This is a genomic window from Photobacterium sp. GB-72 (assembly GCF_003026095.1).
Taxonomy (GTDB): domain Bacteria; phylum Pseudomonadota; class Gammaproteobacteria; order Enterobacterales; family Vibrionaceae; genus Photobacterium.
This window is the reverse complement of the sequence record NZ_PYNV01000010.1, coordinates 127,920-153,984: the sequence shown is the minus strand read 5'-3', so window position 1 is coordinate 153,984 and position 26,065 is coordinate 127,920. Positions and strand designations below refer to the sequence as shown.

Genomic DNA, 26,065 nt, shown 5'->3' with positions numbered 1-26,065 from the left:
CAATATTGATGATTATCTTTTCAGATATCCAACTTCTACGTGGTGGCAAAGTATTACTTGAAAACGCCACTTCAACGATCCACCCGGGCGACAAAGTCGGTCTTGTCGGTAAAAACGGTTGTGGTAAATCGACCCTGTTCGCTTTACTGAAAAATGAGCTCAGCTTAGATGCTGGCAACTGCCAATTTCCGAGTAACTGGGAAATGGCATGGGTTGCTCAGGAGACACCTGCGTTAGAGCGCGCAGCTATTGAGTATGTCATTGATGGCGACCGTGAATACCGTGAACTTGAACGCCAACTCCTTGCCGCAGAACAAGCTGATGATGGTACTAAAGTCGCAGAGCTTCACGGTAAAATGGACACCATTGGTGGCTATAGTATCAATGCTCGTGCGGCTGAATTACTTGACGGCCTAGGCTTTTCACAGCACCAGATGCAATGGAACCTGACCCAATTTTCGGGTGGTTGGCGTATGCGTCTTAACCTTGCTCAAGCGCTATTATGCCGCTCTGATCTGCTACTACTCGATGAGCCAACTAACCACTTAGATTTAGATGCCGTAATGTGGCTGGAAAAATGGCTCCAAAGCTACCGTGGTACCTTAGTGTTAATTTCCCATGACCGTGATTTCTTAGATCCTGTGGTTAACCGCATTATCCATATTGAAAATCAAACCATGCACAGTTACACCGGTAACTATTCATCGTTTGAAGTACAACGCGCCGAAAAACTGGTGCTACAACAAGCGATGTACCAGAAACAACAAAAGCAAATGACGCACATGCAGTCATACATTGAACGTTTCCGTTACAAGGCCAGTAAAGCACGCCAAGCGCAAAGTCGTATTAAAGCCCTCGAACGTATGGAAAAAGTGTTACCGGCTCAGTTTGATAACCCATTCAGTTTTGAATTCCGCGAGCCAAGTGCTCTGCCGAACCCAATCTTAATGATGGATCAAGTTGCCGCAGGTTATGACGACTTACTGATTTTAGAAAAAATTCGCCTGAATCTTGTTCCTGGTAGTCGTATTGGCCTACTTGGTCGAAATGGTGCCGGTAAATCGACTCTGATAAAAATGCTATCGGGTGATTTACCAGCGAAAGCCGGTGATATGGCGTATTCGCAAGGGGTTAAAATTGGTTACTTTGCCCAGCACCAATTAGAAACCTTGTACCTTGATGATACCCCAGTTCAGCATATGGCACGTATTGCGCCACAAGCAACCGAGCAACAACTCCGTGATTATTTAGGTAGTTTTGGTTTTATTGGTGATAAAGCACTAGAAAAAGTCGGTCCGTTTTCTGGCGGTGAGAAAGCCCGCTTAGTGCTAGCACTGATTGTATGGCAACGTCCTAACCTATTACTGCTCGATGAGCCAACCAACCACCTTGATTTAGATATGCGCCAAGCACTAACGTTGGCACTGCAATCTTATGAAGGTGCAATGGTTATTGTCAGTCACGACCGTTACTTACTACGTGCGACAACCGATGACTTATATTTAGTACATGATCGCCAAGTCGTACCGTTTGATGGTGATTTAAATGATTATCACAAATGGCTTACCGAGCAACAGCGTAATGAGCGCCGTGATCAACAAGCAACAAAACCTGAAACCAACAAAGATAACAGCGCGGCATCGCGTAAAGAGCAAAAACGTTTAGAGGCAGAGTTCCGTAAACAAACAGCCCCTATTCGTAAAGAAATCACCAAGCTTGAAAAGCAAATGGATAAGCTCAATGCCATCATCACCGATGCTGAAACCGCATTAAGCGATAGCAGTATTTATGAGGCCGAGAACAAAGTCCGTATGAATGAGCAATTAAAACTGCAAGGCGATGCAAAATCGGATTTGGAAGATGTAGAAGTTGCTTGGATGGAGTTACAAGAGCAATTAGAAGAGATGGAATCTCAATTTAGTGCCGAATAATATCGCCTAACACCTATAACGCCAACGAGTACTTCGTTGGCGTTGTTATTTTTAGTTATCTAGAACAAAGGGCAACCACTACCAAATCATCATCACGCATGCTGCCGTTAGTGCTCCCATCGTCTGATTAAACCGAATCGTGCGACGTTCTGATGTTAGCCAATGACGTATCACCACTCCAGTTGCAGTCCATAGCGAAACGCAAACAAAACCCACCACGAAAAATACCGATACAATCATTAATATCGATAACCAATAGTGCTCCCCGCTAACGGCGAAGGTGCTTACTGCCGTTGCTGACATCATCCATGCTTTAGGATTAACGTATTGAAACAGAGCAGCAGAGAATACACTCATCGGTTTCGCCTTCACTGTTTGCTCTGCTTTACTCATGCTGCCAGCGGTGGCTATTTTCCATGCTAAATACAATAAGTACGCACACCCAACAACTTTTAATACCTCGTGAACCATAGGATAACGTTCAAAAATAATGCCGAGCCCTGCCGCCAGTAAACTGATCATGCTCGCCATACCCACACTGATCCCCGTAATATGCGGAACACTACGCCAATAACCAAAGTTTGCTCCAGAGGCGGTCACCATCATATTGTTAGGCCCCGGCGTGCCTGTCATTAATATGGCAAATAAAATAACTGAGATGATTGTTGATCCTTCCACACACTTTCCTTAATAAACGATAGAAATAAAACTATCCAGATCATCCCTCACGAAATTGTACCGATACAATTTTAGTTATTTCGCGACAACATAAAAAATCTCTGGCAATACGGTTGTTTTGTGCGCACAATTTAACCTAACAAGGGAAGTTATTAAGATCAAAGGATTTATTGTCACCATGACAATCGAGAAAAAGTTATTAAATATCCAACTTATCGCTAAAACTAAAGAACCACTTTATCGTCAAATTGCAGATGGAATTGCACGAGCTATCGAGCAAGGTGACATCGCAATTGGGGAGAAACTCCCCACACACCGCGCACTTGCCGATCAATTACAGGTTACCGTCGGTACAGTGACACGTGCTTATGCAGAAGCGGAACGACGTCATCTTGTCGAAGCACGTATTGGGGCTGGGACGTATGTCTGTGATAACAATAAAAACCATCACTGGATCTATCAATTAGAAGAGTTACAGACTGAAGAATGTAATTTCGGCTATAACATTCCTCCGCGATTTGATCGCAGTGAGATGATAAGCAACGCCATGGCAAAAATTAGTGCTAATCCCTCGCAATTAAATGACATGATGTTGTATCAGCCACCACAAGGGATCGATAATCATCGTCATATCGTTTGCCAATGGTTAAATCAAAAAGGCATTGATGTTTCATCAGAGCAGATGTATTTCACCTCAGGCGCACAACATGCTGCGGAATTATTGCTGAGTATTTTCTGTCGTGCTGGTGATACCGTGTTAGTCGAATACTTTTGCTACCCCGGCTTTCTAACCCTTGCTCGTCAACATGGTATTACCCTAAAAAGTGTTGAGATGGATGAAGATGGGGTGATCCCTGCCAGTCTCGCATCGGCCTGTGAACTCTACCAACCACGGCTAATATATTTAACACCAACCCAGCAAAACCCAACTTCGGTAACAATGCCGCTCTCTCGTCGTGAAGAAGTGATTAGCGTGTGTCGTGAGCATAATGTGTTAATTGCGGAAGATGACGTCAACGGATTACTGCCGCCCTCACCGCCACCGCCTTTAATCAACCTAGCACCTGAACATGTAATCCACATCGGAGGGTTATCAAAATGCCTCGCACCAGGACTTCGCTTAGGTTACATCCAAGTGCCGAAACAGTGGCAGCAACATCTAAGTGCAGCACTCTATAACCACAGCTTAATGATCAGCCCACTGCTCTCTGCTATCGCTTGTGAATTAATTGTTCAAGGTGATGCCGATCGGGTATTAACGACCGTTCGTACTGAAATACAACAACGGCAATTATTGGTACAGCAATACCTTGGTGAGTTTGCCATTACAACCCAGACTTTTAGTTTTCATGTTTGGCTGCAATTACCAGAAGACTGGCGCTTAAGTGATTTTATGGCGGCAACAACAGCCCGTGGGGTTATAGTTAAATCAGCAGAATTATTTACTCCTAGAGGTAATCATATTCAACCAGCAGTACGGCTCGCCATTAGCTCACCGCTAAACCAACAGCAATTGATCTTTGGCTTAAAAACCATTGCCGAGTTATTACGCCACCCCCCTTTATCCCATTTTTCGCTGTAACAGAGGATATTCATGTCTCAATTTACGCCAGCATCAGGATTACAAAATCCACACATTCAAACCTTATTACCGCGATTTGTTCGTCGCCAGCCACTATTCACACCTGTGACGCAACGACTGACCACACCTGATGATGACTTTCTTGATCTCGCTTGGACAGAAGCTCCTACAGACGATAGCAAACCATTAATGATCCTATTCCATGGTTTAGAAGGCAGCTTCCATAGTCCGTATGCCAATGGACTATTATATGCTGCAAAACAACAAGGTTGGCTTGGGGTTATGATGCATTTTAGAGGCTGCAGTGGTGAGCTAAACCGTCAACCTAGAGGCTATCACTCAGGTGAAGTCAATGATGCTCGCTTTTTCATTACATGGTTACGTGAGCAATTCCCCCTACGGCCTTTTATCGCAGTGGGAGTATCCCTTGGCGGTAATATGCTGATTAACTATCTTGCAAAATATGGTGATGACAGTGATCTCGTTGCCGCTCAAGCGGTATCTCCCCCATTAAATTTAACCTCATGCTCGGCACGTATTCAACAAGGTTTTTCTAAGATCTATCAGCAATATCTACTCAACTCGATGAAGCGCACAATGGCAAAACGAATAACACTTCATCAAGATAAAATGCCTATCACCCACCAGCAATTAGCTGCGATAAATACGGTATGGCAATTTGATCAGCACATTACCGCCCCTCTCCATGGTTTTATTGATGCTGACGATTATTATCAACGTTGTAGTGGCCTTCAACAGCTCAACTTGATCAGTACACCACTGCGGATTATCCATGCCAAAGACGATCCGTTCATGACCGAATCGGTGATCCCATCACAACCATTGCCGAGTAATATCGACTACAACTTATATGAAAAAGGTGGCCATGTTGGGTTCGTTAGTGGTTCTATTTTTAAACCGACGTTTTGGCTCGAACACAGCGTTCCAACATGGTTTAAAACCAAACTCACCACTCCTCAATAGGGCTAGTGATATTTTTATCATATACTGCGCGTATCAGTAACGCAGTCGACGAGACATAAAATGATCATTCCTTGGCAAGATATCGCCCCAGAAACACTGACTAACCTGATTGAACAATTTGTGCTACGTGAAGGCACTGATTACGGTGAAGTTGAAATGAGCTTAGAAAACAAAGTGAATTATGTGATGCAGCAACTGAAATCCGGTGATGCTGTGATTGTATTTTCTGAATTGCATGAATCTGTCGACATAAAATTACGCAATCAGTTGCAATAAGTTTTATTAATGTGAGTCGTGCCCAGAGAGTTACGACTCAAAACTTGCCTCCGCTAGCAGTTTCACTTTTCAATCCCGACATCCCTGTTAACTTGTAGTAGCATTGTTGCCCGATCAGGTAATTTTATTATTGCCTGCTTTCTCATTTATCTTTCGATAATCAACAACGACAAGGTTAGTCATGTCTGCAAAACATCCTATTATTGCAGTTACTGGTTCATCAGGAGCAGGAACCACGACGACTTCTGAAGCATTCCGAAAGATGTTCAATATGATGAACATTAATGCGGCATGGCTAGAAGGCGATAGCTTCCATCGCTATACCCGCCCTGAAATGGACACTGAGATCCGCAAAGCTAAAGAGCAAGGTCGACATATCAGCTATTTTGGCTCAGAAGCCAATGACTTTGCCCAATTAGAGCAATTTTTCAAACAATATGGTGAAGATGGCACAGGCCGCTTTCGCCGTTATCTACACACATTTGACGAAGCCGTACCCTACAACCAAATGCCCGGAACGTTTACTCCGTGGCAACAGTTAGCAGAAAACACTGATTTACTCTTTTATGAAGGCTTACATGGTGGGGTTGTCGATGGCGAGATCCATGTCGCACAGCATGTTGATCTTCTTATTGGCATGGTACCCATTGTTAACTTGGAGTGGATCCAAAAAATTGTTCGTGACACGAGAGATCGAGGGCACTCTCGCGAAGCGGTGATGGAGTCAATCGTTCGCTCCATGGACGATTACTTAAATTATTTAACTCCGCAATTTTCACGCACACATATCAACTTTCAACGTGTACCAACCGTTGATACCTCAAACCCGGTGAGTGCCAAAGGGATCCCAAGCTTAGATGAAAGCTTTGTTGTGATCCGATTTCGCGGTTTAAATAATGTCGATTTTCCGTATTTACTTTCCATGATCCAAGGCTCATTTATGTCACGTCATAACACGCTTGTCGTCCCTGGTGGAAAAATGAGTTTTGCAATGGAATTGATCATGCGCCCCCTTATCGAGAAACTGATTAATACAGGGAAAATCAGTTAAGTTTGCACAAACGAAAATAAATAGAAAAAAGGTTGGCACAAACACCAACCTTTTTCATCTCAATCATTATTAAGCAGTGATGATTTCATACGAATGAGTCAACTTAACCTTTTCACCAATCATCAAGCATACAGAGCAATATTTCTCTAAAGAATCAGCAATGGTGTTAGCCACTAAGGTTTCATTTAAATCAAAACCTGAAACAATAAAATGCAAATTGGCTGCGGTAAATAAACGTGGCGCTTGCTCTCGACGCTCAGCTGAAATAAGAACCTCACAACCCACAATATTTTGCGCTTGGGATTGTAAACCACTGACAACATCTACTGAGCTACACCCTCCCGCCGCCATTAATACCAATTCCATTGGACTTGGAGCTTTATCCCCTCCATTACCATCCATGACTACACTATGACCGGAGCTAGATTGACCTAAAAAAGTCATATCTTCTACCCATTTTACTCGGGACTGCATCGCTTAATCCTTATTCAAACGCCCAATAATTGTCTCTAGTCTTATTGATTAAATAATGAATGTAAATCCTAATTCTCCGCCTTAATAACAACTTTTTTCCTCTCTAAAAATCGTCGTAATAATCATTACTTATCGCACCACTTAAAATTATCTCGCCGCATTGTGATCCTGTGCACAGTTATCCATATGAAATGAACGAATCTACTAGATCAATATCAAGAAAAAGGCGCAGAAAAAGGATACACTCTAACTTATTCAAGTTAGCTTGCAGCCCAGCGGCTGAATGGATACCCTATCAGTAGGCAGTTTTTTTTCTCGTGATAAAAGTTAGAAAAGAAACCAATGCTGTTGGGCAACAAATGCAGAGGAAGTTAGTAATATGGTTCCAGGTAAACCGCAAACAGATCCAACTTTAGAGTGGTTTCTTTCCCATTGTCATATTCACAAGTACCCATCGAAAAGTACGCTGATCCACGCAGGTGAGAAAGCAGAAACGTTGTACTACATTGTGAAGGGTTCTGTTGCTGTACTAATCAAGGATGAAGAAGGTAAGGAGATGATCCTTTCTTACCTAAACCAAGGTGACTTTATTGGTGAGCTTGGCTTATTCGAAGAAGATCAAGAGCGTACTGCTTGGGTTCGTGCGAAAAGTCCTTGTGAAGTAGCAGAAATTTCATTCAAAAAATTCCGTCAGTTAATTCAGGTTAACCCTGATATTCTGATGCGCTTATCTGCTCAAATGGCAAGTCGCCTACAAGTGACAAGCCAGAAAGTAGGTGATTTGGCATTCTTAGATGTTACAGGTCGTATCGCACAGACATTGCTAAATCTTGCAAAACAACCAGATGCAATGACGCACCCTGATGGCATGCAGATTAAGATCACTCGTCAAGAAATCGGTCAAATTGTTGGCTGTTCTCGTGAAACAGTGGGTCGTATTCTGAAAATGCTTGAAGAGCAGAACCTAATCTCTGCTCACGGTAAGACGATTGTTGTTTACGGTACGCGTTAATTTTTAACGTCTTTAACCGTACGAAAAAAGCCGCACACTGTTGCGGCTTTTTTATTTCTGATTGATTAATAATCCCCCCCATAAATACCTTTAAAAAGTGTGCCATTAATTAACTTGTATTGCTCAAATTAAATGCTAAATTCAAGCAATGAATGGACTTCATCTTTTTTTGGTTTTTATATGGATATTGAACGTTTTGCCCCGAATAGCTACACCACTGTACCTGGCGCTATCGCTCCTCAACCTACAACTATTGAGATGACAGGCTTTAGTGACCGTCGTTGTTATTTAGAACAGCAAACAGGTTTACGTCGCTGTCCTGTTGAAGACAGTGGTATTTGGGGATCTCCCCTAGATAATTAACAGATTTAAAAAAAGCAGCCAATTGGCTGCTTTTTATTGCATTGTTTACACTGTTCAAGAGTTATAAGTACTTTCAAAGATCTTATCTGCCGAAGCTTCTACAAATCCGGTATAAATCTCACCATCTGGCTGTAAATAACGTTTAGCAAACTCATAAAATCCGCCAGAGACCAACATCTCACCATCAGAAAACGTGACCATGACTTTATCAGCCATGGTTGCTGATTGCTCTAACATCACAGTAGGATCGCCTTTTACCGCACCTCCCGCCTGATTAATGTCAAAACCACTTGATTCGAGAAAATGGTTCACTTCAGAAATTTCATTAAATTGCTCAAGCTGATTAATATCAACAGTAAAATGATTAGCACCAAAACCATGCGCTGCCACCCACCCTGCATATTCACTTTCTGCATTTAAAAACTGATAACTATCACGGCTTAATTGCCATGGTTTACCTTGAGAAAGAAAAGCAGGATCAGCAAAATAAGCATCATCAACTTGATCGACAAGCTGACGTACTTCTGTTTGTAACTCTGTTGAACATAATCCTAATTGCAGTTCACTAATAAATACTTTAGGCGCAGCGGGATCGGGGTGTTCAAAGTGCTCTGCATATAACTTTTTCGCTTTGAAATGATATCGACCTTTGGGTTTATAACCTAACGCAATAAATGGAGCCGCTAATCTTGCTAAACCACATTTAGGTAGTGCAAAGGTACGCAACGCAATATGATCATTTCTAAGTGGCGCATCTTCGGTAAGTAATTGCCGAATATTCAGCGCTGAAGGGCATAATCGCTGAGTATAATCTTGCCATAACGCGGTAAATAATTGTTCCATGCTGCACAATCCTTACTGTAAGTAATACAGTGAACCTATTAGTCTCAGAGTGAAATACCCGGAGATAACTGCTCAGGTAAGCATGTTGCCTCACCTTCCATTGATGCCATTGGGTAAGCACAATAATCAGCAGCGTAGTAAGCACTTGGGCGTAAATTACCAGATGCTCCTGGGCCACCAAACGGTGCATCTCCACTCGCTCCCGTTAACTGGCGATTACGATTTACAATCCCCGCGCGAATATGATCAATAAAATATTGCCATTCACTATCATCGGTTGATACAAGCCCGGCTGATAAGCCATAACGGGTGTCGTTCGCAAGACACACGGCTTGAGCAAGATCTTGATAACGCACTACCTGCAATAATGGGCCAAAATATTCTTCATCGGGTAAATTTTCGATATTCGTAACATCAACGATCCCAGGTGTAACCACCGCTCCCTGTCCGCGCTTTGCCTCTACCAATACTTCGCCACCAAGCGATACTAATTGTCGTTGAGTTTGCACAATATTGTCTGCGGCTTGGCGGGAGATTTGAGGCCCCATAAACGGCGCAGGCTCGGCAAATGGTCCATCGACAACAATAGCTTTGGTTGCTTCCACTAAAGCTGCCAACAACGCATCCCCTTCGCTACCCAAGGGTAAGTATAGTCGGCGAGCACAAGTACACCGTTGTCCTGCGCTGATAAAAGCAGATTGTAAAATGGTATAAACGGTAGCATTGAGATCACCATAAGCATTGGAGATCACCATCGGGTTATTCCCCCCCATTTCTAATGCCAGCATCTTGCCCGGTTGACCTGCAAATTGGCGATGCAGAATATGCCCAGTATTGGCACTGCCCGTAAATAATAAACCATCAATATCTTTTGAAGCGGCGAGTGCCTCTCCAGTTGGGCGAGCTCCCTGCATAAGATTAATAACCCCATCAGGTAATCCGGCTTGTTGCCAGAGTTTCATTACAACTTCAGCCGTTTTAGGCGTTAATTCAGAAGGTTTGAATACCACCGTATTACCTGCAAGCAATGCAGGTACGATGTGGCCATTGGGTAAATGACCGGGGAAATTATAAGGCCCAAATACAGCCATCACCCCTAATGGTCGATGACGTACAACTGCTGTCGTACCTGCGATATCTTTCTCGCGTTGGCCTGTCCGTTCATGATAAGCACGTAAAGAAATCGCCACTTTCCCCACCATTGCTCCTGCTTCTGTTCGCGTCTCCCATAACGGTTTACCCGTTTCTTCTGCTATCGTAATGGCAATATTTTCACTATTGGCTTTCACCAGCTCAGCAAATTTTTCCACGATGGTTTGGCGCTCAACAAGGGAAGTATGACGCCATTGAAGTAATGCTTCACGCGCGGCATTCACCGCTTGCGAGACTTGCTCACTTGTCGCGGCTCGGCCTTGCCAAATCACTTCATCAGTAAAGGGGTTGAGCGATGCCATCTCATCACCTAAACCATCAACCCATTGACCCGCAATCCATTGACTCATACTTTTCTCCCCTCTTTATATTCGTAGTTTTACAGCTCAATAAAGCGCACAGGCTCACCGGTATTAACCATGAGAGTATCAGCGACCTCTTGCGTCATAACCACGGTTTGCGCTTTATCATTGATTTCCAGTGGGCTCGCAACCGCACGAAAATCAGTAAATGATGTATTCGCCACTAGGCACTGCTGTTCACTTTGATGATCGTTAATTTCAACGATATAACGCTTTGAGTGGCGAACCGTTTCAACATTACGTACATCACATTCAACCGTCGGGCCTGCATCAAAAATATCGACATAACCACGGCATGAAAAACCTTCATTTTCTAGCAAACGTAATGCAGGACGCGTGTTGTCATGAACTTGACCTATAACCGCTTGGGCTTCTTTGCTCAGTAAATTGACGTATATCGGAAGTTTAGGCATTAAGTCCGCAATAAAGCCTTTTGCTCCGATCCCCGTTAGATAGTCAGCATGAATAAAATCAATCGAGAAAAAGTTATCTTTTAGCCATTGCCAAAAAGGTGAGTTCCCTTCTGCATCGGAAACACCGCGCATTTCAGCAAATACCACATCGGCGAAACGATGACGATGCTCTGCCATCATTAAAAAGCGCGCTTTAGACAATAGACGACCATTTAAACCTTCACGCCATGGTGTACGTAAAAATAACGTGCAAAGCTCGGTATCTCCGGTGTAGTGATTACCTAATGTCAGTAACTGTACGGTATTGTGTACCCCTAATCGACGCGAGGCATGAACCACAGTACTTAGATGATAGTTATAAAAAGGGGCTTCTAAGCCAATCGCCGCTTCAATGGCTGTGGTGCCTGCTATCTCGCCGGTATCTGTATCTTCAGCGACCATCAGGTAGCCTTCATCCTCTGGGCGAACGACATGTTTGGCAAAGCTGCGCTCTGAATGAGCAATGCGGTTACGAAGCATTTCTTCGTTAACAGGTAATGAAGTAAAACCATGACCTGATTCTTCAGCGCACTGCATGAGTGCAGAATAATCATCAGCGATGATAGGACGAATAACCAGCATCGACTTCCCTCCTGATGCAGGTAGTGACTATTGTCACTAACTAGATGGATAACAATAAGTCTTATAAGATAACTGGCAGTCGTTCCTCAACTGCCAGCAGCAATGCAAAGTAGAATTACTCGGCGTTATAGAGTGTTGCGATAGCGCGTTCTAGACGAGCCATACCTTCATCCACATCGGCTTTTTCAATCACTAGCGATGGCGTAAAGCGCACAACACTCGTACCAGCAACTAGCATCATTAAGCCTTCTTTGCCAGCTTGAACAAGAATGTCACGTGCACGACCTTGCCACTCTTCTGTGAGAGACGCTCCCAGCAGTAAACCTTTACCGCGGATCTCAGCAAAAATTGGGTATTTAGCATTAATCGCTGTCAGCCCTTCACGGAACCACTGTTCACGCTCTTTCACGCCAGCTAGAACATCGGGTTTACTCACTTCATTAATTACCGCTTCTGCGACAGCGCATGCTAACGGATTACCGCCATACGTTGAACCATGAGTACCGACTTTTAAATGTTCTGCTAATGCTGTTGTGGTAAGCATTGCGCCAATTGGGAAACCACCACCCAGTGACTTAGCCGTCGTTAAAATATCAGGTGTTACACCTAAGCCTTGATAGGCATAAAAATCACCGGTACGACCATTGCCAGTTTGGACTTCATCAAATATCAATAGGGCTTGGTGCTTATCACATAACTCACGCACGCCCTGAACAAACTCAACGCTCGGGCTAACCAAACCACCTTCACCTTGCAATGGCTCCATCATCACCGCACAAGTTCGCTCAGACATAATCTCAGCTAAAGCTGATAAGTCATTATAAGGAATATGCGTTACCGCTTGAGGTTTAGGGCCAAAACCATCTGAGTAAGCTTCTTGCCCACCAACAGTAACGGTGAAAAAAGTACGACCGTGAAAACCTTGATGAAAGGCAATAATTTGATCTTTTTCAGCACTAAACTTATCGACCGCATAACGGCGAGCCAATTTCAGTGCCGCTTCGTTAGCTTCAGCTCCCGAGTTAGCAAAAAAGACTTTGTCAGCAAAACATAACTCAGTGAGTTTTTTCGCTAAACGCAATGCAGGTTCATTAGTTAACACATTACTTAAATGCCATAACTTATCGGCTTGATCTTTTAATGCATTAACCATAATTGGATGGCAATGACCCAGACAACTCACCGCAATTCCACCGGCAAAATCGACATATTCACGATCATGTTGATCCCATACTCGCGCACCACTGCCACGTACTGGGATCTCAGCCATAGGTGAATAACAAGGTACCATTACCTCATCAAATAAATTACGTTCTACTCTTTGCTCTGTAGTCATCACATTATCCTTCTGTGTATAACGCTATAATCATAGTATTTACATTTTATTAACCTTTGCCAATAGCAGAATATTTTTTTTGCTCTTTGGCAACGATGCTTTTTTTAATAAAACTGACATAGTTATGCGTTATCTCGGCAAGTTTATTAACCAACAAAGACAAAAAGGTGTGTTTCCTATCAGGAAATGAATAGCACAGAGAAATATGCTAGTGAATAGCTTTGCAATTTCAACAAATGAGAGTTGGAAATATAAAAATAGAAGATGTGTGGTTGATATCGCGATTTTAAGACAGGAATATAATAAAAATCGCGATTTAATTCGAAATCTAGCGCTTAAGAAAGTTGGCTAATAAGGCGTGCCCTTGCTCCGTTAGAATACTCTCGGGATGAAATTGCACCCCTTCTAACGGCAATGTTTTATGAGCGATCCCCATAATTTCATCAAGTTCCCCTTCACGCTCAGTCCATGCTGTAATGTTAAAGCAATCTGGCAGCGTATCTTGTTTAACGACTAAGGAATGATAACGAGTCACTGTTAATGGATTATTTAACCCTTCAAACACACTGGTATTATTATGCTTGATCGGAGAGGTTTTACCATGCATCACTTGCCTTGCTCGTACCACATCCCCACCAAAAGCTTGTGCTAACGATTGATGACCTAAGCACACACCTAAAATAGGCAATTTACCTGCGAAGTATTCAATGGCTTGTAGTGATATACCCGCTTCATTTGGGGTACAAGGTCCAGGAGAGATGACTAAATGGGTGGGTGCTAGCGACTCAATACCTGCGAGATCAATCTCATCATTACGGACAACCTTAACCTCAGCGCCTAACTCACAAAAGTATTGATACAGGTTATAAGTAAATGAATCATAGTTATCAATAATTAACAGCATATATCTACAGCGACCTTTTCTATTCTGCGCCCTATTGTGCAACACATCACTAGAAACGCAAACCATAAAAAAAGCAGAGCAAATGCCCTGCTTAATCTATCTATCGTTACTCGTTAGTAAGGGCGAGCAACAAAGCCTACCGCTTGGTATGCTTTTTTCAGTACTTCAGCCGCACGTGCAGAGGCTTTTTCAGCACCTTGCTTCATTACGCTATCAAGGTAAGCACGATCAGCACGAATACGATGGTATTCTGCTTGTACTGGCTCAAGCATAGCAACTAATGCTTCACCAACATCTTTCTTAAATGGGCCATACATTTCAACGCCTGCATATTGTGCTTCAATTTCAGCATACGTCTTACCTGTTGCGCCTGAATACAGACCCATTAGGTTTGAGATCCCTGCTTTGTTCTCGGTATCAAATGCAATGCGTGGTGGTGTTTCTGCATCAGTTTGTGCTTTGTTAACCTTCTTAAGAATCGATTTTGGATCTTCCAACAAAGTGATCACGTTCTTACGGTTATCATCAGACTTCGACATTTTCTTAGTCGCGTCTTGTAGGCTCATGACACGCGCACCAACCGATGGAATGTACGGCTCAGGAATTTGGAAAATTGGACTTTCTTCTGTGCCATACAAATTATTAAAACGTGTAGCAATATCACGAGCTAACTCTAAGTGCTGCTTCTGATCGCTACCTACAGGTACTTGATGTGCGCCATATAATAAAATATCAGCTGCCATCAATACTGGGTAACCGAATAAGCCCACGTTTACATCATTCGCATGACGCGCTGATTTGTCTTTAAACTGCGTCATACGACTTAGCTCACCCATTTGGGTGTAACAGTTTAATAACCAGCCTAGTTGAGCATGCTCCGGCACATGTGACTGAACAAATAACGTGCTCTTTTGTGGATCAACACCCACCGCTAAACAAATCGCTAATGCATCTAATGTTGCTTCATGCAGCGCTTTAGGATCTTGACGTACTGTAATGGCATGCAAATCAACCACACAGTATTGGCAATCGTAATCGTCTTGCATCTGTTCCCACTGACGCAGCGCACCTAGGTAGTTACCAATACTTAATTCACCAGAAGGCTGTACGCCACTTAATACAATGGGTTTACTCATGATCAGACAATCCTGTTAGTTTCTTATTCATAGAAAAGCGAGAGGCATACTCCCGCTTTTTACTTTGTTAGCCAGTGTACACTGGAATGTACTAGTCGCCTAGTTTAACCACATTTGCTAATTGCTTGAAGTGATCGCACACAACATCAGGTGCACTCTCTGCAATAGGCTGACCGTAGTTATAGCCGTAGGTTAAACCCAACGAATGACATGTTGCAGCCTTTGCTGCCAAGATATCATTGCGAGAATCACCCACCATTAACATCTCAGACGCGGCAATATTGTGTTTTTCCATTAACCAATGCAGTGCATAAGGATCTGGTTTTTTCAGTGGGAAAGTATCGCCACCAATCACATCAACAAAATACTCGCTGATGCCATGCTCTTCAAGTAAATGCGGGACAAATTGCGACGGTTTATTGGTTACAATCGCCATTGACATACCCGCTTGATGAAATGCAGCGAGTGTCGCTTTTACATCTGCATACAATGCACTTTTTACATGACCGCCAAGCTCGTAGTAGTGATCAAATAATTGGCGAGCTTCTTTTTGCAGCTCTGGATCAATCGTTGGATCGACATCAACACTTCGACTTAATGCGCGACCAATTAAAATATCAGCACCATTACCGATCCAAGTGGTAACTTGCTCTACGGTCACGCCTTCTCGTCCAAGGTGACGCATCGTTTTATCAGCAGCATCCGCTAAATCAGGTACGCTATCGAGTAATGTGCCATCTAAATCAAACGCTATAAACTTGATGTTTTCAAATACCATTAGCATTTAGCCTCAGCTAATTCTGCGCGCATTTTGTCTATCGCGACTTTATAATCAGGTTCATTAAAAATGGCAGAGCCCGCGACAAACATATCTGCGCCAGCAGCTGCAATTTCTCGAATATTATCAACTTTGACGCCACCATCAATTTCAAGACGAATATCACGGCCTGATGCATCAATACGTTTACGAACTTCACGTAGTTTATCAAGTGTTGCTGGAATAAAAGATTGACCACCAAAACCTGGATTCACTGACATCAATAAAATCATATCGACTTTATCCATAATGTAATCAAGGTGGTGGAGTGGCGTTGCCGGATTAAAAACCACACCCGCTTTACAACCATGTTCTTTGATCAGTTGTAAAGTACGGTCAACATGATCTGACGCTTCAACATGAAACGTGATCATCGTTGCGCCAGCTTTAGCAAAATCAGGAATAATGCGATCCACCGGTTTTACCATTAAATGCACATCAATCGGTGCGGTAATACCGTAGTCACGAAGAGCCTTACAGATAGGCGCACCAAACGTTAAATTAGGCACGTAATGATTATCCATAACATCAAAGTGAATAACGTCTGCACCCGCAGCTAACACCTTGTCAACATCTTCACCCAAACGTGCAAAATCAGCCGATAAGATAGATGGAGCAATCAAGAAGTCCTTCATGTACTTGCCTCTCTTCGATACACAAAACCTGATACTTGGAAAACCAAGCTCAATAAATTGCCATAATTCTACCCGAACCGTGAAATATTGTCCCAATGGATTTATTTATTACTTCAGTTGATCAAAATGATGAGACAAGCCACTACACTCAGTAAAAAGGGGAAGAAGAAGAGGCTAGATGAATATAGCTAAGTCAAAGAAAAGCACACCATTACAAGTTATTGTGAGTGTGTTAGCGGCGTTATTTGGCGTTCAATCAGATAATAATCGGCAGCATGATTTTAAACAATCAAGCCCATGGTCATTTATTGTTGCGGGGATTGTAGTTATTGGCGCAATGATTATGGCAATCATTGCCGTTGCGCAATGGGCAACGGCGATCTAATTATTCTTCTTCAGAAGCAAACGCGGGCGCCTGCTCTGTGCTTGAAACAGAGAATAAAGCTAACAGCTCATCGACCTTATTGCGCCCACTACCATTGCGGCTAATGGTACGTTTTACTTTAACCACAGAAAGATCTGCTCCTGTGTATAAACGACGCGTTAGTGCTGTATCGTGGTTAGAAATCAACACCGCTATATCTCGCTCTGCTGCCGCTTTTTCTGCAACGTCAGCAAGGGTGGCCTGATCATCTAAGCTAAAGCCATTACCAGAATAAGAGGTAAAGTTAGCCGTGCTAGATAATGGCGCATAAGGCGGATCGCAGTACACCACACACCCTTTTCTCGCGCGTGAAAATGTTTGGAGATAACCTTCACAGACAAACGTAGCTCGTTTTGCTTTTTCCGAGAAATAATACATTTCAGCTTCAGGGAAATAAGGTTTTTTATACGAGCCGAACGGCACATTGAAGCCACCTTTTTTGTTATAACGACATAAGCCGTTAAAACCATGGCGGTTCATGTATAAGAAATACAATGAGCGTAAATACGGATCATCACTCGCATTAAATTCTTCACGAATTTTCAAATACGCTTCTTTATTATTGTATTCAGGCGTGAAAAGTTTACGTGCATCTTCAATATAGCGTTCAGGCTCATGCTTGAGGATGTTATAAAGATTGATCAGATCAGGGTTGATATCGGCCAATAAGTAATGGTCGTAATCGGTATTAAGAAAAACCGACCCCGCCCCAACAAAAGGCTCAACCAATTTACGCGCAGGCGGTAGATGTCGTTTAATATCCTCAACGAGAGAGTATTTACCCCCAGCCCATTTTAGGAATGCACGATGCTTTTTCATTAAGCTAAACCCACCAACACTAGCAATATTGTCACGAAAGGTCGCGGATTGTACCTCATTTCTACCCTCTACCGATACCAATTCACGTAAATAACTGCCCTCACAGCTTTATTTTCAACGTTCTATTTCTTGTTGAATTTTTCGATATGATTTAGGCCACGGGCTTAACGCTTTTAATTGCTTCGGTAAGGCTTTTATTGCCGAGCGTGCCCGAGTCGCTGTTGTGTAATCACCCGAAATTACAATAAACCATATTTTGTCGTCTCGACGTGTTTTATAAATACGAGCAGAAGACTGGATTTTATTCTTTTCAACAAAGGCTTTAGTTTCATTCCAGCTCATCGAAGCTGACAATTGAATAGCATAATGCCTTTTATTTATCGCGAGTATAGAGGCCGTATTAGCAAGCTTAATCGGCGTTTGAACAGCCCCCTCTTTTTTCGGCAGTCGCGGTTTACTATCTGACTTTGCAATCATTGTCGTTGCAGAGAGCTTTAGTTTGGGCTCTGTTATCTTAACAGCAGATGCAGGTAAAGCGCTTGAATCATGTGACTTAATACTAATCGCTGACGTGCTTTGGGCTTTTACGTCAGTCTCATCTTCGAGTGTTACCGCATTGCCTGTAGTGGCTTGCTGACGAGTCTGTGTCGCTACACCATCAGATATAACAGGCTCACTTTGAGCAGGTACGTCTAGCACCTCTTGGGTAAATTCTTTGGCAGCACTTTCGCCTGTACCACCAACACGTTGCTCATCAAGTATCGCATCAATCAGTGGTGATGGTACAACTACCCGTTGCGCTTCATTTTCAGCACGTCCCACCGTCAGCCCTTCACTATGGATCTCTGTTGGTAATGGCGTTTCATCAATAACAATACCACTACCTGTACTCTCGATGGTATCGGCCACAATAGGCTCAGCCTTAGATGCAAGAAAAGTCTCACCAGACGTAACTTTTGTTGTCTTTGTGCCTTGTAATGCCTTAAATCCAAACCATCCCACAATGCTGATACACACTATGGCAATCAACCCTATTAACAGTTGCGCCGGGGGTAAACGTCGTGATCCTTGACTCATCGCAGTCACGTCCTGTTGTGGTAATTGTTGTAATGCACCAGGGCGAGGTTCAACTCTAGCTAATCGTGACTTAATGTCTCGTCGATGCTGACTTCCGAGTTGCTCATCATTGAGTAACATCTCGCTAAACTGACTAATTTCATTAGGGCTTAACTCACTAATGTCTAACTCAAGTAAGGCCGGCCCTATTGTACGAACAATATCGCCGAATGGCTGAGTGATGGCATTAGGATCAGCAAAGAGCAATACATTAATTTGCCAACCAGAATGCATTTCTGTTTGACGAACCAGTGCCCATAATTCAGCAAGTAATTCAGGCGCTAAAAAGTGTGCATTATCAATAATAATAACGAAGTTGATCTTTTCAGGCAGTAAATGCTCAGCACTTTGACTTAACGAATCTTGCTCGTTAAACATTGGGGTTGAATGAAATTGTTGCAGTAGCAGTGTTCGTTGTTGCAGCAGTGTTTGATCATCTGTGCACGTCAGCAATGCTTGTTCAGCATGTTGGGCATAGTTTTCGAGGTATTGATGTGCAAGCCATGTTTTTCCTGAGCCCTGCGTACCATTCAATAAAATAAGATGAGAGCTAAATCGAGTAATAAATTGTACTCGAGAGAGCAACTGGATCTGGCTATCCAGATCCAAGTTTTTTGCCTCTAGTGTGCTACGCATGAATAACCACGACTTAGTGATTAATCACATCCCGCAATACTTCATGTGTCACGTTAGACACGACTTCAGCACTGCCAATGGATGTCGGTAGAACCAATCGTAGCTGGCCTGATAATACCTTTTTATCGCGCATCATGTGCTTAATAAAATCATCGAAGCCCATTGTTTCAGGTGCGATTACCGGTAGCTTTGCTCGCTCATGCAGTCGAATAATTCGCGCTACATCGTCATCACTAATAAGGCCTTGTATTGCCGCAGTTTTAGCCGCTAGTACTGTGCCTGCCGACACCGCTTCGCCGTGCAGCCAGTTACCATAGCCCATCTCTGCTTCAATCGCATGACCAAATGTATGACCGAGATTAAGTAAAGCTCGTACACCTGATTCTTTTTCATCAGCCGCAACAACATCTGCCTTAATTTGACAACAACGTGCAATGGCATAACACAATGCATCGTTATCGAGTGCTTGTAAGCGTTCAATGTTGTCTTCTAACCAGACAAAAAAGTCGTGATCGGCAATAATGCCATACTTGATCACTTCAGCCATTCCCGCTGCAAACTCACGTTCAGGTAGGGTTTGTAAGCAGTGATTATCAATCACTACCGCTTTGGGCTGATAAAAAGCGCCTATCATATTTTTACCCAATGGGTGATTCACTGCGGTTTTGCCGCCAACAGATGAGTCCACTTGAGAAAGTAATGTTGTAGGTACTTGAATAAAATCTACGCCACGTTGATAACTTGCAGCAGCAAAGCCCACGACATCACCAATGACGCCGCCACCGAGCGCTACAATCACAACATCACGACCATAATTACCATCAAGTAAGAAAGTCATGATTTGATTAAAAGTCTCTAACGTTTTGTATTGTTCACCATCAGGGAGAGAAAGTAATGCCACTTGGCACTCTAATGAACTGATGGTTTCCATTACCTGCTGTGCATACAGCGGGGCAACAGTTTCGTTACTGACCACTACCACCCGCTTTCCCGCAGGAATCGCAGATGCAAACAACGCCGAGTTGCAAAACAACTCGGCGCCAATTGAAATAGGGTAGCTTCTGTCATCTAAATTGACATTGATCCGTTCCATGGTCAGCTTCTCTCTTTTTGTTGATTAACGCTCTTCTAGCATTTTGATGATTTGGTTCGCCACTACCTTCGCACTTTGATCATCAGTGCGAACAACGTAGTCAGCGACTTCTTCATATAATGGATTGCGCTCTTCTGCAAGTGCTTCCAGCACTTCACGAGGCGTATCAGTTTGAAGTAGAGGACGCTTTTTATCGCGTTGAGTTCGAGCAAGTTGCTTCTCGATAGTCGTCTCTAGATAAACTACGATACCACGTGCAGAAAGGCGATTACGGTTCTCTTTAGTTTTAACAGAACCACCACCTGTTGCCAGAACAATGCCTTGCTCTTGTGTTAGATCGTCGATAACGGCTTCTTCGCGAACACGGAACCCGTCTTCACCTTCCACATCAAAGACCCAACTAATATCAGCACCTGTACGTTCTTCAATAACTGTATCTGAGTCAAAGAATTCCATATGCAGCTGCTGTGCAAGGTGTCTACCAATAGTGCTTTTGCCGGCACCCATTGGGCCGACCAAGAAAATATTTCGTTTTTCAGCCATTTTTAGCAATTTTACGCGCGGTTAATAAAACGACACCACCCGCAGGCTCTATTTAATTAATAAGCCCGAGGCGCCAAGTTCCTCACATATAATTCGTGATAAGACAGAAAATTATCTCAGGACTGATAGCTACATTGCAAGCGCTAGTCACTCCTAATCAGTATTTTATTATGCCTGTCCTACCCAAAGAGGTCGCCATAATGGCTCAGCAGCGGTCTAAGGTCAATCGTAATAACCTTGTAATTCCGCTATTGCTGAGCATGAATATGGCAAAATAATAATTATATAGTCCAAAAAAACAACGGATGGAACTAATTTAATAAGGATCCATCCGCTGCTATAACAGTGTAGCTAAATTTTTAAGGTTTGTTGATTACCAGTAAAGACTACTGAATAACAATTTTAGGTGTCACAAAGATAAGTAATTCACGCTTACCCATTTGTTCCATTTTATGACGGAATAATGCACCTAATACTGGAATATCACCCAATAACGGTACTTTACGTGTCACGTTGGTCATACTGTGTTGGTAAATACCGCCTAAAACCACTGTCTCGCCATTATTTACCAGTACTTGAGTACCAATACGCTGAGTATCAATAGAAATCGCAGTGCCCGTACCGGTAGGGACATCTTCACCCTTGTTATCTTGAGTCACTTCAAGATCTAACACGAGTTTATCATCCGGTGTAATTTGTGGTGTAACCATTAAGCTCAGTACTGCTTTTTTAAACGATACCGATGTTGCACCACTGGATGACGCTTCTAAATACGGAATTTCTGTACCTTGCTCGATATACGCCGTCTTCTTATTAGTGGTCATCAAACGAGGACTAGAGATAATTTCTGCTTTATTTTCAGTCTGTAAGGCCGATAGCTCTAAATCAAGTAAGATATTACCTAACTTTGCAACCTGGAACGCTATTGAAGCGGCACCAGCGCCAGCACCTAGATTAACGTTAAGAAAATCATCAACGCTTGCATCTTCACCCAATAGGCCAGAGCTTGCTAAGTTACCTTCAATTGAACCGCCAACAGTGGTATCGCCATTCACTTTCGAGACCCCCCAACGCACACCAAGCTCATCAATATCACCTTCATTAATGGTGACAATACGCGCTTCGATTTGTACCTGCTTAACCGGAATATCAAGTGATGACACAATATCTTTGATACTACGAATATTATCAGGGGTATCTTTGATGATAAGTGCATTGGTACGCTCATCAACATGCAATGAACCACGTTCAGAGAGCATCCCAACACCATCAGTACTGCCGCTTAAAAGCTCTGCAATGTCCGTTGCTTTCGCATAGTTCACTTGAATCAAATCAGAACGCAGGCTCAACAACTCTTGTTGCTTACGCTTCGCTTCCATTACCTGATGTTCGCTTGCTGTAAGTTCCGCTTTAGGGGCAACCAATAACACAGAACCACGCACTCGCTTATCTAAGTCTTTTGATTGCAGAATAATATCTAACACTTGCGGCCAAGGTACATCATCAAGACGTAGCGTGACATTACCACTAACCGAATCCGAGACAACCAAGTTAAAGTCGTTATAATCAGCAATTAGCTGCAGAACATTACGCACAGGGATATCTTGGAAGTTAATTGAAATCGGCTTGCCTTTGTAATTGATCTTGGCGTTAGAGCTGGTGCCTTTTACCGCTTTTTTCACACGCTTTTCAATGATCACTTCAAGACGCTTACCACGAAGATTGTAATCATAATCGTAACTGCCTTTCATAGTGAAAATTAAGCGCGCACCGTTCGATACACGCATAGTTTCTATACTATTAACAACCGTTGCAAAATCAACGACATCAAGCGTATAAATCATGTCATCTTTAAGTACAGTATCAAAAATATCTAACTGCAGTTTGTTACCATTACGACGTAAATCAACTAACGACTGCGGCTTATCTAAACGAACGGTTAATACCCCTCGTCCTTTTCCATCACGACGAAAATCAATAGCTTGAATCTGATTATCAATCATTCCAGCTGCAGGTATAGCAGCAACACTCGGAAAAGCTAATACCCCACAGCATAACAGCCAAAGTGTTGCTAGATACTGGCGGCTTAACATCCACACATTCCCTTTCATAACTTATCCTTGATTACTGCTGAACTAGCGCCAGTTTAGTCGGTCGTTTAAGCCAACATCCTTTGCCATCTGGTAATGTTTCTTCGATTTCAATTACTTTGTCGCTAACTGTAAGTACCTTGCCGCGATTAAGACCAATATATTGACCGGGCTTAATTTTCATCAAGTCGCCTTCAGGTGTAAAAACTAGTCCCCAAAGTTGCTTTTTGTTTCCAATTGCCCCTTTCATTGAGAGTTTTTCTAACGCAAAGTTTTCAAGTTTACTGAGTTGACGATCAAGTTGTGGTTGCCAACACTCGCCCGTCTCTTTCTTGGCCAGCAACTGCTCTGGAATTGGTTTAACAAACGGTACTCGTTTGCTGGTCATTACAAACTTTTCAGCCTCAAAGACAAAAGGCTCAGGCAAAGGCTTAACTCGCGCCTTTGCTTCGTTATGGGTCGTTGCGATAAACTCTGCGACAGAATCATCATTGGCCTGACACCCTACTAAACCAATAACAATAGGTAATAACCACACTACTTTTTTCATAGCTTAGCCCTCATCACTATTGTTCTTTTCTTGGCTTGGTGTCTTGAAACGATAGGTCGTTGCAGAGACTTTCAAAGACAAGGTTTCATCAGGCTGACCTAACGGCTTAACGCGACTTAACTCAGCATTGTTTAAGTTCACAATACGAGGCAAGCGCGCAATAGCTTCCGCAAACTTACCAATTTGCTCGTAATTCCCCGTCAACTGCATATTGATAGGTAATTCGTAATATAACTCGTGCTCAACTCTGGGTGCCCATTTGATTGATTGAAACACCAAACCATTGTTGACACCGATATCATTAATTCCCGCGAGCAAACTCGCAAGTTCTTGCTCTTCCGGCAACTGCTCAATCATTTCATTGTAACGACGGTTTAATTCTGCAACTTGCTCTTTAACCCGAGGCAGTGCAGCGACTTGTGAAGCTCGACTGACTAGCTGGGACTTAAGGGTCTGCTCTTTTTGTTTCATTTGCTCAAGCTGATCATTTTTAGGGCTAACCCAATACCAATAACCAAACGCGCTTAACGCCACAGCCAAGACCGTTGCCACAATACATTGAGGCAGCAAAGGCCATTCAGTGATTTCATCTAATTCAAGTTCTTGCCAATCAGCCATATCACTTCCCCTTATTAATGTCTTTTTTTGCGACTTTATTTACTTTTGGTTGCGCAAAAGAAGGCACAGTTAAATCAAAAGAAGCATTGAACTGAGAAAGCTGTTCAGACTGACTACCTTTGGTTGTCACCAATGAATGCATATCAACATTAATGAACCATTTAGATTGCTCTGCCCCACCCAGTAATGCGGCTAAGTGACCGTTAGAATCCCCCACCCCTTTAATGCCGACTCGTTGTGAGTTCAAATTTAATGATTCAAGATAGACACCGCCAGGTACAACATTCGGTAATTGATTCAATAACTGCGTTGCGCGATTACGTGATTGTTGAATATCAGCAATCACGTTTAGCCTCAGCTGAATCGCTTTACGCTGCTCTTCTAACTTAGGTAGAAAGGCTAATCGTTTTTCGAGTAAATCAATTTCCTGTTGAAATTGGTCATTACGGGCTTGTTGCTGTTGTTGCTGCAAATCTAGGTATTGAACTACCCCATAATTCGCTAAAAACGCAACCAACACCGCAGAAGCCATAAGCCCAATAAAACGCTGTTTATGTTGCTTACGACGTTCTTCACGCCATGGCAGAAGGTTTAATTTATCGATCATGCCATCCCCCGTAACGCTAATCCGGTCGCGACAGCATATTGACTCGACATATCACTCGGTAATGTCACTTTCTTCGGCTGGCTAAAATGTTCAAACGGTTTGATCCAAACAACCTCTAGTCCCACTAACTGCTTTAATAGCGCATCTGAAATCAAGGACTGACAACCACCAGCAAGCCATAACCCTTTAATGCTACAGCGAGGATGTGTTGAGTTATAAAGCTGGATTTGGCGTTTTAATTGTTCAGCAAATTGTTCGGTAAAACGCTCAACAGTATTCTCTTCTTCAGCCTCTTGTTGATATGGTGAATCCTCAAATTGACTAGTACCAAAGCGAATTTCACGGTGGTAAGCATTGCTACCTTCCGGTTTCATGCAAAATTCCGTATGGCATTTACCGACATCAACCAGTCCCCACTGCGTATACTGGCTGCCTATCTCAGCTAAATATTCGGTTAGCCATAACAATGCGTTGGTCTGTAATTCAACGACTTTTGGTTTAAAGCCAACTTTCTTTAAAACAGTAACGCGGCTATCGATGGTTTCTTTACGAGAAGCAAAGACTTGATATGGTGCTGTAGTGGCAGCTTCTGAGAAACGCTCACTCACCATGGGGAAGTAATCAAACCACAACTCTTCGACAGGAAAAGGGGACGCAGCGCCCAATGCTTGGACGATAGCAAACTCAGCCTCATCTTCATTGAGACTGGTATCGAGTTGAACAACTTTGCTGATAACAGCACTATCAGGTAAGGCTAAAGTAACGTTTTTGGCTTGCCACGGCAGTTGTTTCTTTAATTGACGTATTGCTGACAACAGCGCTGTCGCATTTACATTATGCTGTTCATTGATTACCGATTTGGTTAATTCAACTTCAGCGTATGCAGCCAATTCAAACTGATCTTTTTTCTGCTGTAGCGCCACAGCTTTTATGCTATGGCTACCAATATCTACCCCAATACTTAATGGGTTCCGAAACATCCGTGTTATGCTCCCATGT

At 43.0% G+C, this 26,065-nt stretch carries 27 protein-coding genes; 8 read left to right on the top strand and 19 right to left on the bottom strand.

Annotation, left to right across the window (positions count from 1 at the left end):
* Positions 1 to 8: 8 nt before the first annotated feature.
* Entirely contained in the window at positions 9 to 1,931 is a 1,923-nt protein-coding gene (locus tag C9J40_RS12925) for an ABC transporter ATP-binding protein (protein WP_107207510.1), read from the top strand.
* 78 nt (positions 1,932 to 2,009) lie between these two features.
* Here the strand turns inward: C9J40_RS12925 and C9J40_RS12920 are convergent, their stop codons facing one another.
* On the bottom strand, positions 2,010 to 2,609 hold the full coding sequence (locus tag C9J40_RS12920) for a LysE family translocator (RefSeq protein ID WP_107247119.1): 600 nt from the start codon (positions 2,607 to 2,609) through the stop codon (positions 2,010 to 2,012).
* Positions 2,610 to 2,787: 178 nt separating this feature from the next.
* Between C9J40_RS12920 and C9J40_RS12915 the strand changes: the two genes are divergently transcribed.
* From C9J40_RS12915 to C9J40_RS12900, 4 genes are all read left to right on the top strand, one after another.
* On the top strand, positions 2,788 to 4,191 hold the full coding sequence (locus C9J40_RS12915) for a PLP-dependent aminotransferase family protein (RefSeq protein ID WP_107247117.1): 1,404 nt from the start codon (positions 2,788 to 2,790) through the stop codon (positions 4,189 to 4,191).
* Between the two features lie 12 nt (positions 4,192 to 4,203).
* Positions 4,204 to 5,175 carry a hydrolase gene (locus C9J40_RS12910; RefSeq protein WP_107247115.1) on the top strand — a complete coding sequence of 324 codons (972 nt, stop codon included), beginning with the start codon at positions 4,204 to 4,206 and terminating at the stop codon, positions 5,173 to 5,175.
* A gap of 60 nt (positions 5,176 to 5,235) precedes the next feature.
* Entirely contained in the window at positions 5,236 to 5,451 is a 216-nt protein-coding gene (locus C9J40_RS12905) for a YheU family protein (RefSeq protein ID WP_005371799.1), read from the top strand.
* A 181-nt stretch (positions 5,452 to 5,632) separates the two neighbouring features.
* Entirely contained in the window at positions 5,633 to 6,502 is an 870-nt protein-coding gene (locus C9J40_RS12900; protein ID WP_005371800.1) for a phosphoribulokinase, read from the top strand.
* A gap of 69 nt (positions 6,503 to 6,571) precedes the next feature.
* Here the strand turns inward: C9J40_RS12900 and C9J40_RS12895 are convergent, their stop codons facing one another.
* The gene (locus C9J40_RS12895) at positions 6,572 to 6,976 is read right to left on the bottom strand and encodes an OsmC family protein (protein ID WP_107207506.1); all 405 of its coding nucleotides are present in this window, start codon (positions 6,974 to 6,976) and stop codon (positions 6,572 to 6,574) included.
* A gap of 379 nt (positions 6,977 to 7,355) precedes the next feature.
* On the opposite strand from C9J40_RS12895, the gene crp reads away from it, so the two are divergent.
* Both crp and C9J40_RS12885 read left to right on the top strand, forming a co-directional pair.
* On the top strand, positions 7,356 to 7,988 hold the full coding sequence (crp, locus tag C9J40_RS12890; protein ID WP_005371802.1) for a cAMP-activated global transcriptional regulator CRP: 633 nt from the start codon (positions 7,356 to 7,358) through the stop codon (positions 7,986 to 7,988).
* A 180-nt stretch (positions 7,989 to 8,168) separates the two neighbouring features.
* A complete protein-coding gene (locus C9J40_RS12885) occupies positions 8,169 to 8,351 on the top strand; it encodes a hypothetical protein (protein WP_008988108.1) in 183 nt (60 codons plus the stop codon).
* 54 nt (positions 8,352 to 8,405) lie between these two features.
* Here C9J40_RS12885 and C9J40_RS12880 read toward each other — a convergent pair whose 3' ends face one another.
* From C9J40_RS12880 to rpe, 8 genes are all read right to left on the bottom strand, one after another.
* On the bottom strand, positions 8,406 to 9,194 hold the full coding sequence (locus C9J40_RS12880; protein WP_107247113.1) for a DUF1338 domain-containing protein: 789 nt from the start codon (positions 9,192 to 9,194) through the stop codon (positions 8,406 to 8,408).
* A 44-nt stretch (positions 9,195 to 9,238) separates the two neighbouring features.
* Positions 9,239 to 10,696, bottom strand: coding sequence for a succinylglutamate-semialdehyde dehydrogenase (gene astD / locus C9J40_RS12875; RefSeq protein WP_107247112.1), 1,458 nt, complete (start codon positions 10,694 to 10,696; stop codon positions 9,239 to 9,241).
* A gap of 29 nt (positions 10,697 to 10,725) precedes the next feature.
* Positions 10,726 to 11,742, bottom strand: coding sequence for an arginine N-succinyltransferase (astA, locus tag C9J40_RS12870; protein WP_107207503.1), 1,017 nt, complete (start codon positions 11,740 to 11,742; stop codon positions 10,726 to 10,728).
* A gap of 115 nt (positions 11,743 to 11,857) precedes the next feature.
* Positions 11,858 to 13,078 (bottom strand): aspartate aminotransferase family protein, encoded by a 1,221-nt coding sequence (locus C9J40_RS12865; RefSeq protein ID WP_105061097.1) that lies wholly within the window; start codon positions 13,076 to 13,078, stop codon positions 11,858 to 11,860.
* Positions 13,079 to 13,406: 328 nt separating this feature from the next.
* Positions 13,407 to 13,982 (bottom strand): aminodeoxychorismate/anthranilate synthase component II, encoded by a 576-nt coding sequence (locus tag C9J40_RS12860; RefSeq protein ID WP_107207501.1) that lies wholly within the window; start codon positions 13,980 to 13,982, stop codon positions 13,407 to 13,409.
* A gap of 113 nt (positions 13,983 to 14,095) precedes the next feature.
* Positions 14,096 to 15,118: a tryptophan--tRNA ligase gene (trpS, locus tag C9J40_RS12855; protein WP_107247110.1), complete on the bottom strand. Its 1,023-nt coding sequence runs from the start codon at positions 15,116 to 15,118 to the stop codon at positions 14,096 to 14,098.
* Positions 15,119 to 15,209: 91 nt separating this feature from the next.
* Complete coding sequence (locus tag C9J40_RS12850) at positions 15,210 to 15,896, bottom strand: phosphoglycolate phosphatase (RefSeq protein ID WP_369918984.1); 687 nt, start codon at positions 15,894 to 15,896, stop codon at positions 15,210 to 15,212.
* Positions 15,896 to 16,570: a ribulose-phosphate 3-epimerase gene (gene rpe, locus C9J40_RS12845; protein WP_105061101.1), complete on the bottom strand. Its 675-nt coding sequence runs from the start codon at positions 16,568 to 16,570 to the stop codon at positions 15,896 to 15,898. Before rpe ends, C9J40_RS12850 begins: the two co-directional genes overlap by 1 nt.
* Before the next feature lie 178 nt (positions 16,571 to 16,748).
* On the opposite strand from rpe, the gene C9J40_RS12840 reads away from it, so the two are divergent.
* Positions 16,749 to 16,955, top strand: a complete 207-nt coding sequence (locus C9J40_RS12840) for a DUF2970 domain-containing protein (protein WP_107207498.1) — start codon at positions 16,749 to 16,751, stop codon at positions 16,953 to 16,955.
* On the opposite strand, the gene dam is transcribed toward C9J40_RS12840, so the two are convergent.
* The 9 genes from dam to pilM form a co-directional block, all read right to left on the bottom strand.
* Positions 16,956 to 17,813: an adenine-specific DNA-methyltransferase gene (dam, locus tag C9J40_RS12835; protein ID WP_107207497.1), complete on the bottom strand. Its 858-nt coding sequence runs from the start codon at positions 17,811 to 17,813 to the stop codon at positions 16,956 to 16,958.
* A 114-nt stretch (positions 17,814 to 17,927) separates the two neighbouring features.
* A complete protein-coding gene (locus tag C9J40_RS12830; RefSeq protein ID WP_107247107.1) occupies positions 17,928 to 19,565 on the bottom strand; it encodes an AAA family ATPase in 1,638 nt (545 codons plus the stop codon).
* A 13-nt stretch (positions 19,566 to 19,578) separates the two neighbouring features.
* Positions 19,579 to 20,658: a 3-dehydroquinate synthase gene (gene aroB, locus C9J40_RS12825; RefSeq protein ID WP_045083869.1), complete on the bottom strand. Its 1,080-nt coding sequence runs from the start codon at positions 20,656 to 20,658 to the stop codon at positions 19,579 to 19,581.
* A gap of 24 nt (positions 20,659 to 20,682) precedes the next feature.
* Positions 20,683 to 21,201: a shikimate kinase AroK gene (gene aroK, locus C9J40_RS12820; RefSeq protein ID WP_105061105.1), complete on the bottom strand. Its 519-nt coding sequence runs from the start codon at positions 21,199 to 21,201 to the stop codon at positions 20,683 to 20,685.
* 386 nt (positions 21,202 to 21,587) lie between these two features.
* Positions 21,588 to 23,294: a type IV pilus secretin PilQ gene (locus tag C9J40_RS12815; protein WP_107207522.1), complete on the bottom strand. Its 1,707-nt coding sequence runs from the start codon at positions 23,292 to 23,294 to the stop codon at positions 21,588 to 21,590.
* Positions 23,295 to 23,325: 31 nt separating this feature from the next.
* Positions 23,326 to 23,841 (bottom strand): pilus assembly protein PilP, encoded by a 516-nt coding sequence (locus C9J40_RS12810; protein WP_107207495.1) that lies wholly within the window; start codon positions 23,839 to 23,841, stop codon positions 23,326 to 23,328.
* Between the two features lie 3 nt (positions 23,842 to 23,844).
* Positions 23,845 to 24,459: a type 4a pilus biogenesis protein PilO gene (locus C9J40_RS12805; RefSeq protein ID WP_107247105.1), complete on the bottom strand. Its 615-nt coding sequence runs from the start codon at positions 24,457 to 24,459 to the stop codon at positions 23,845 to 23,847.
* A gap of 1 nt (position 24,460) precedes the next feature.
* The gene (locus C9J40_RS12800) at positions 24,461 to 25,066 is read right to left on the bottom strand and encodes a PilN domain-containing protein (RefSeq protein WP_107207493.1); all 606 of its coding nucleotides are present in this window, start codon (positions 25,064 to 25,066) and stop codon (positions 24,461 to 24,463) included.
* Complete coding sequence (gene pilM / locus C9J40_RS12795; RefSeq protein ID WP_107207492.1) at positions 25,063 to 26,046, bottom strand: type IV pilus biogenesis protein PilM; 984 nt, start codon at positions 26,044 to 26,046, stop codon at positions 25,063 to 25,065. The genes C9J40_RS12800 and pilM overlap by 4 nt, the downstream gene beginning before the upstream one ends.
* Positions 26,047 to 26,065: the final 19 nt, after the last annotated feature.

Excerpts from the sequence above, each read along its gene's own strand:
- C9J40_RS12925 (WP_107207510.1), top strand. The coding sequence starts at position 9 with ATGATTATCTTTTCAGATATCCAACTTCTACGTGGTGGCAAAGTATTA.
- C9J40_RS12915 (WP_107247117.1), top strand. The coding sequence starts at position 2,788 with ATGACAATCGAGAAAAAGTTATTAAATATCCAACTTATCGCTAAAACT.
- C9J40_RS12910 (WP_107247115.1), top strand. The coding sequence starts at position 4,204 with ATGTCTCAATTTACGCCAGCATCAGGATTACAAAATCCACACATTCAA.
- C9J40_RS12905 (WP_005371799.1), top strand. The coding sequence starts at position 5,236 with ATGATCATTCCTTGGCAAGATATCGCCCCAGAAACACTGACTAACCTG.
- C9J40_RS12900 (WP_005371800.1), top strand. The coding sequence starts at position 5,633 with ATGTCTGCAAAACATCCTATTATTGCAGTTACTGGTTCATCAGGAGCA.
- C9J40_RS12895 (WP_107207506.1), bottom strand. The coding sequence starts at position 6,976 with ATGCAGTCCCGAGTAAAATGGGTAGAAGATATGACTTTTTTAGGTCAA.
- crp (WP_005371802.1), top strand. The coding sequence starts at position 7,356 with ATGGTTCCAGGTAAACCGCAAACAGATCCAACTTTAGAGTGGTTTCTT.
- C9J40_RS12885 (WP_008988108.1), top strand. The coding sequence starts at position 8,169 with ATGGATATTGAACGTTTTGCCCCGAATAGCTACACCACTGTACCTGGC.
- C9J40_RS12880 (WP_107247113.1), bottom strand. The coding sequence starts at position 9,194 with ATGGAACAATTATTTACCGCGTTATGGCAAGATTATACTCAGCGATTA.
- astD (WP_107247112.1), bottom strand. The coding sequence starts at position 10,696 with ATGAGTCAATGGATTGCGGGTCAATGGGTTGATGGTTTAGGTGATGAG.
- astA (WP_107207503.1), bottom strand. The coding sequence starts at position 11,742 with ATGCTGGTTATTCGTCCTATCATCGCTGATGATTATTCTGCACTCATG.
- C9J40_RS12865 (WP_105061097.1), bottom strand. The coding sequence starts at position 13,078 with ATGACTACAGAGCAAAGAGTAGAACGTAATTTATTTGATGAGGTAATG.
- C9J40_RS12860 (WP_107207501.1), bottom strand. The coding sequence starts at position 13,982 with ATGCTGTTAATTATTGATAACTATGATTCATTTACTTATAACCTGTAT.
- trpS (WP_107247110.1), bottom strand. The coding sequence starts at position 15,118 with ATGAGTAAACCCATTGTATTAAGTGGCGTACAGCCTTCTGGTGAATTA.
- C9J40_RS12850 (WP_369918984.1), bottom strand. The coding sequence starts at position 15,896 with ATGGTATTTGAAAACATCAAGTTTATAGCGTTTGATTTAGATGGCACA.
- rpe (WP_105061101.1), bottom strand. The coding sequence starts at position 16,570 with ATGAAGGACTTCTTGATTGCTCCATCTATCTTATCGGCTGATTTTGCA.
- C9J40_RS12840 (WP_107207498.1), top strand. The coding sequence starts at position 16,749 with ATGAATATAGCTAAGTCAAAGAAAAGCACACCATTACAAGTTATTGTG.
- dam (WP_107207497.1), bottom strand. The coding sequence starts at position 17,813 with ATGAAAAAGCATCGTGCATTCCTAAAATGGGCTGGGGGTAAATACTCT.
- C9J40_RS12830 (WP_107247107.1), bottom strand. The coding sequence starts at position 19,565 with ATGCGTAGCACACTAGAGGCAAAAAACTTGGATCTGGATAGCCAGATC.
- aroB (WP_045083869.1), bottom strand. The coding sequence starts at position 20,658 with ATGGAACGGATCAATGTCAATTTAGATGACAGAAGCTACCCTATTTCA.
- aroK (WP_105061105.1), bottom strand. The coding sequence starts at position 21,201 with ATGGCTGAAAAACGAAATATTTTCTTGGTCGGCCCAATGGGTGCCGGC.
- C9J40_RS12815 (WP_107207522.1), bottom strand. The coding sequence starts at position 23,294 with ATGTTAAGCCGCCAGTATCTAGCAACACTTTGGCTGTTATGCTGTGGG.
- C9J40_RS12810 (WP_107207495.1), bottom strand. The coding sequence starts at position 23,841 with ATGAAAAAAGTAGTGTGGTTATTACCTATTGTTATTGGTTTAGTAGGG.
- C9J40_RS12805 (WP_107247105.1), bottom strand. The coding sequence starts at position 24,459 with ATGGCTGATTGGCAAGAACTTGAATTAGATGAAATCACTGAATGGCCT.
- C9J40_RS12800 (WP_107207493.1), bottom strand. The coding sequence starts at position 25,066 with ATGATCGATAAATTAAACCTTCTGCCATGGCGTGAAGAACGTCGTAAG.
- pilM (WP_107207492.1), bottom strand. The coding sequence starts at position 26,046 with ATGTTTCGGAACCCATTAAGTATTGGGGTAGATATTGGTAGCCATAGC.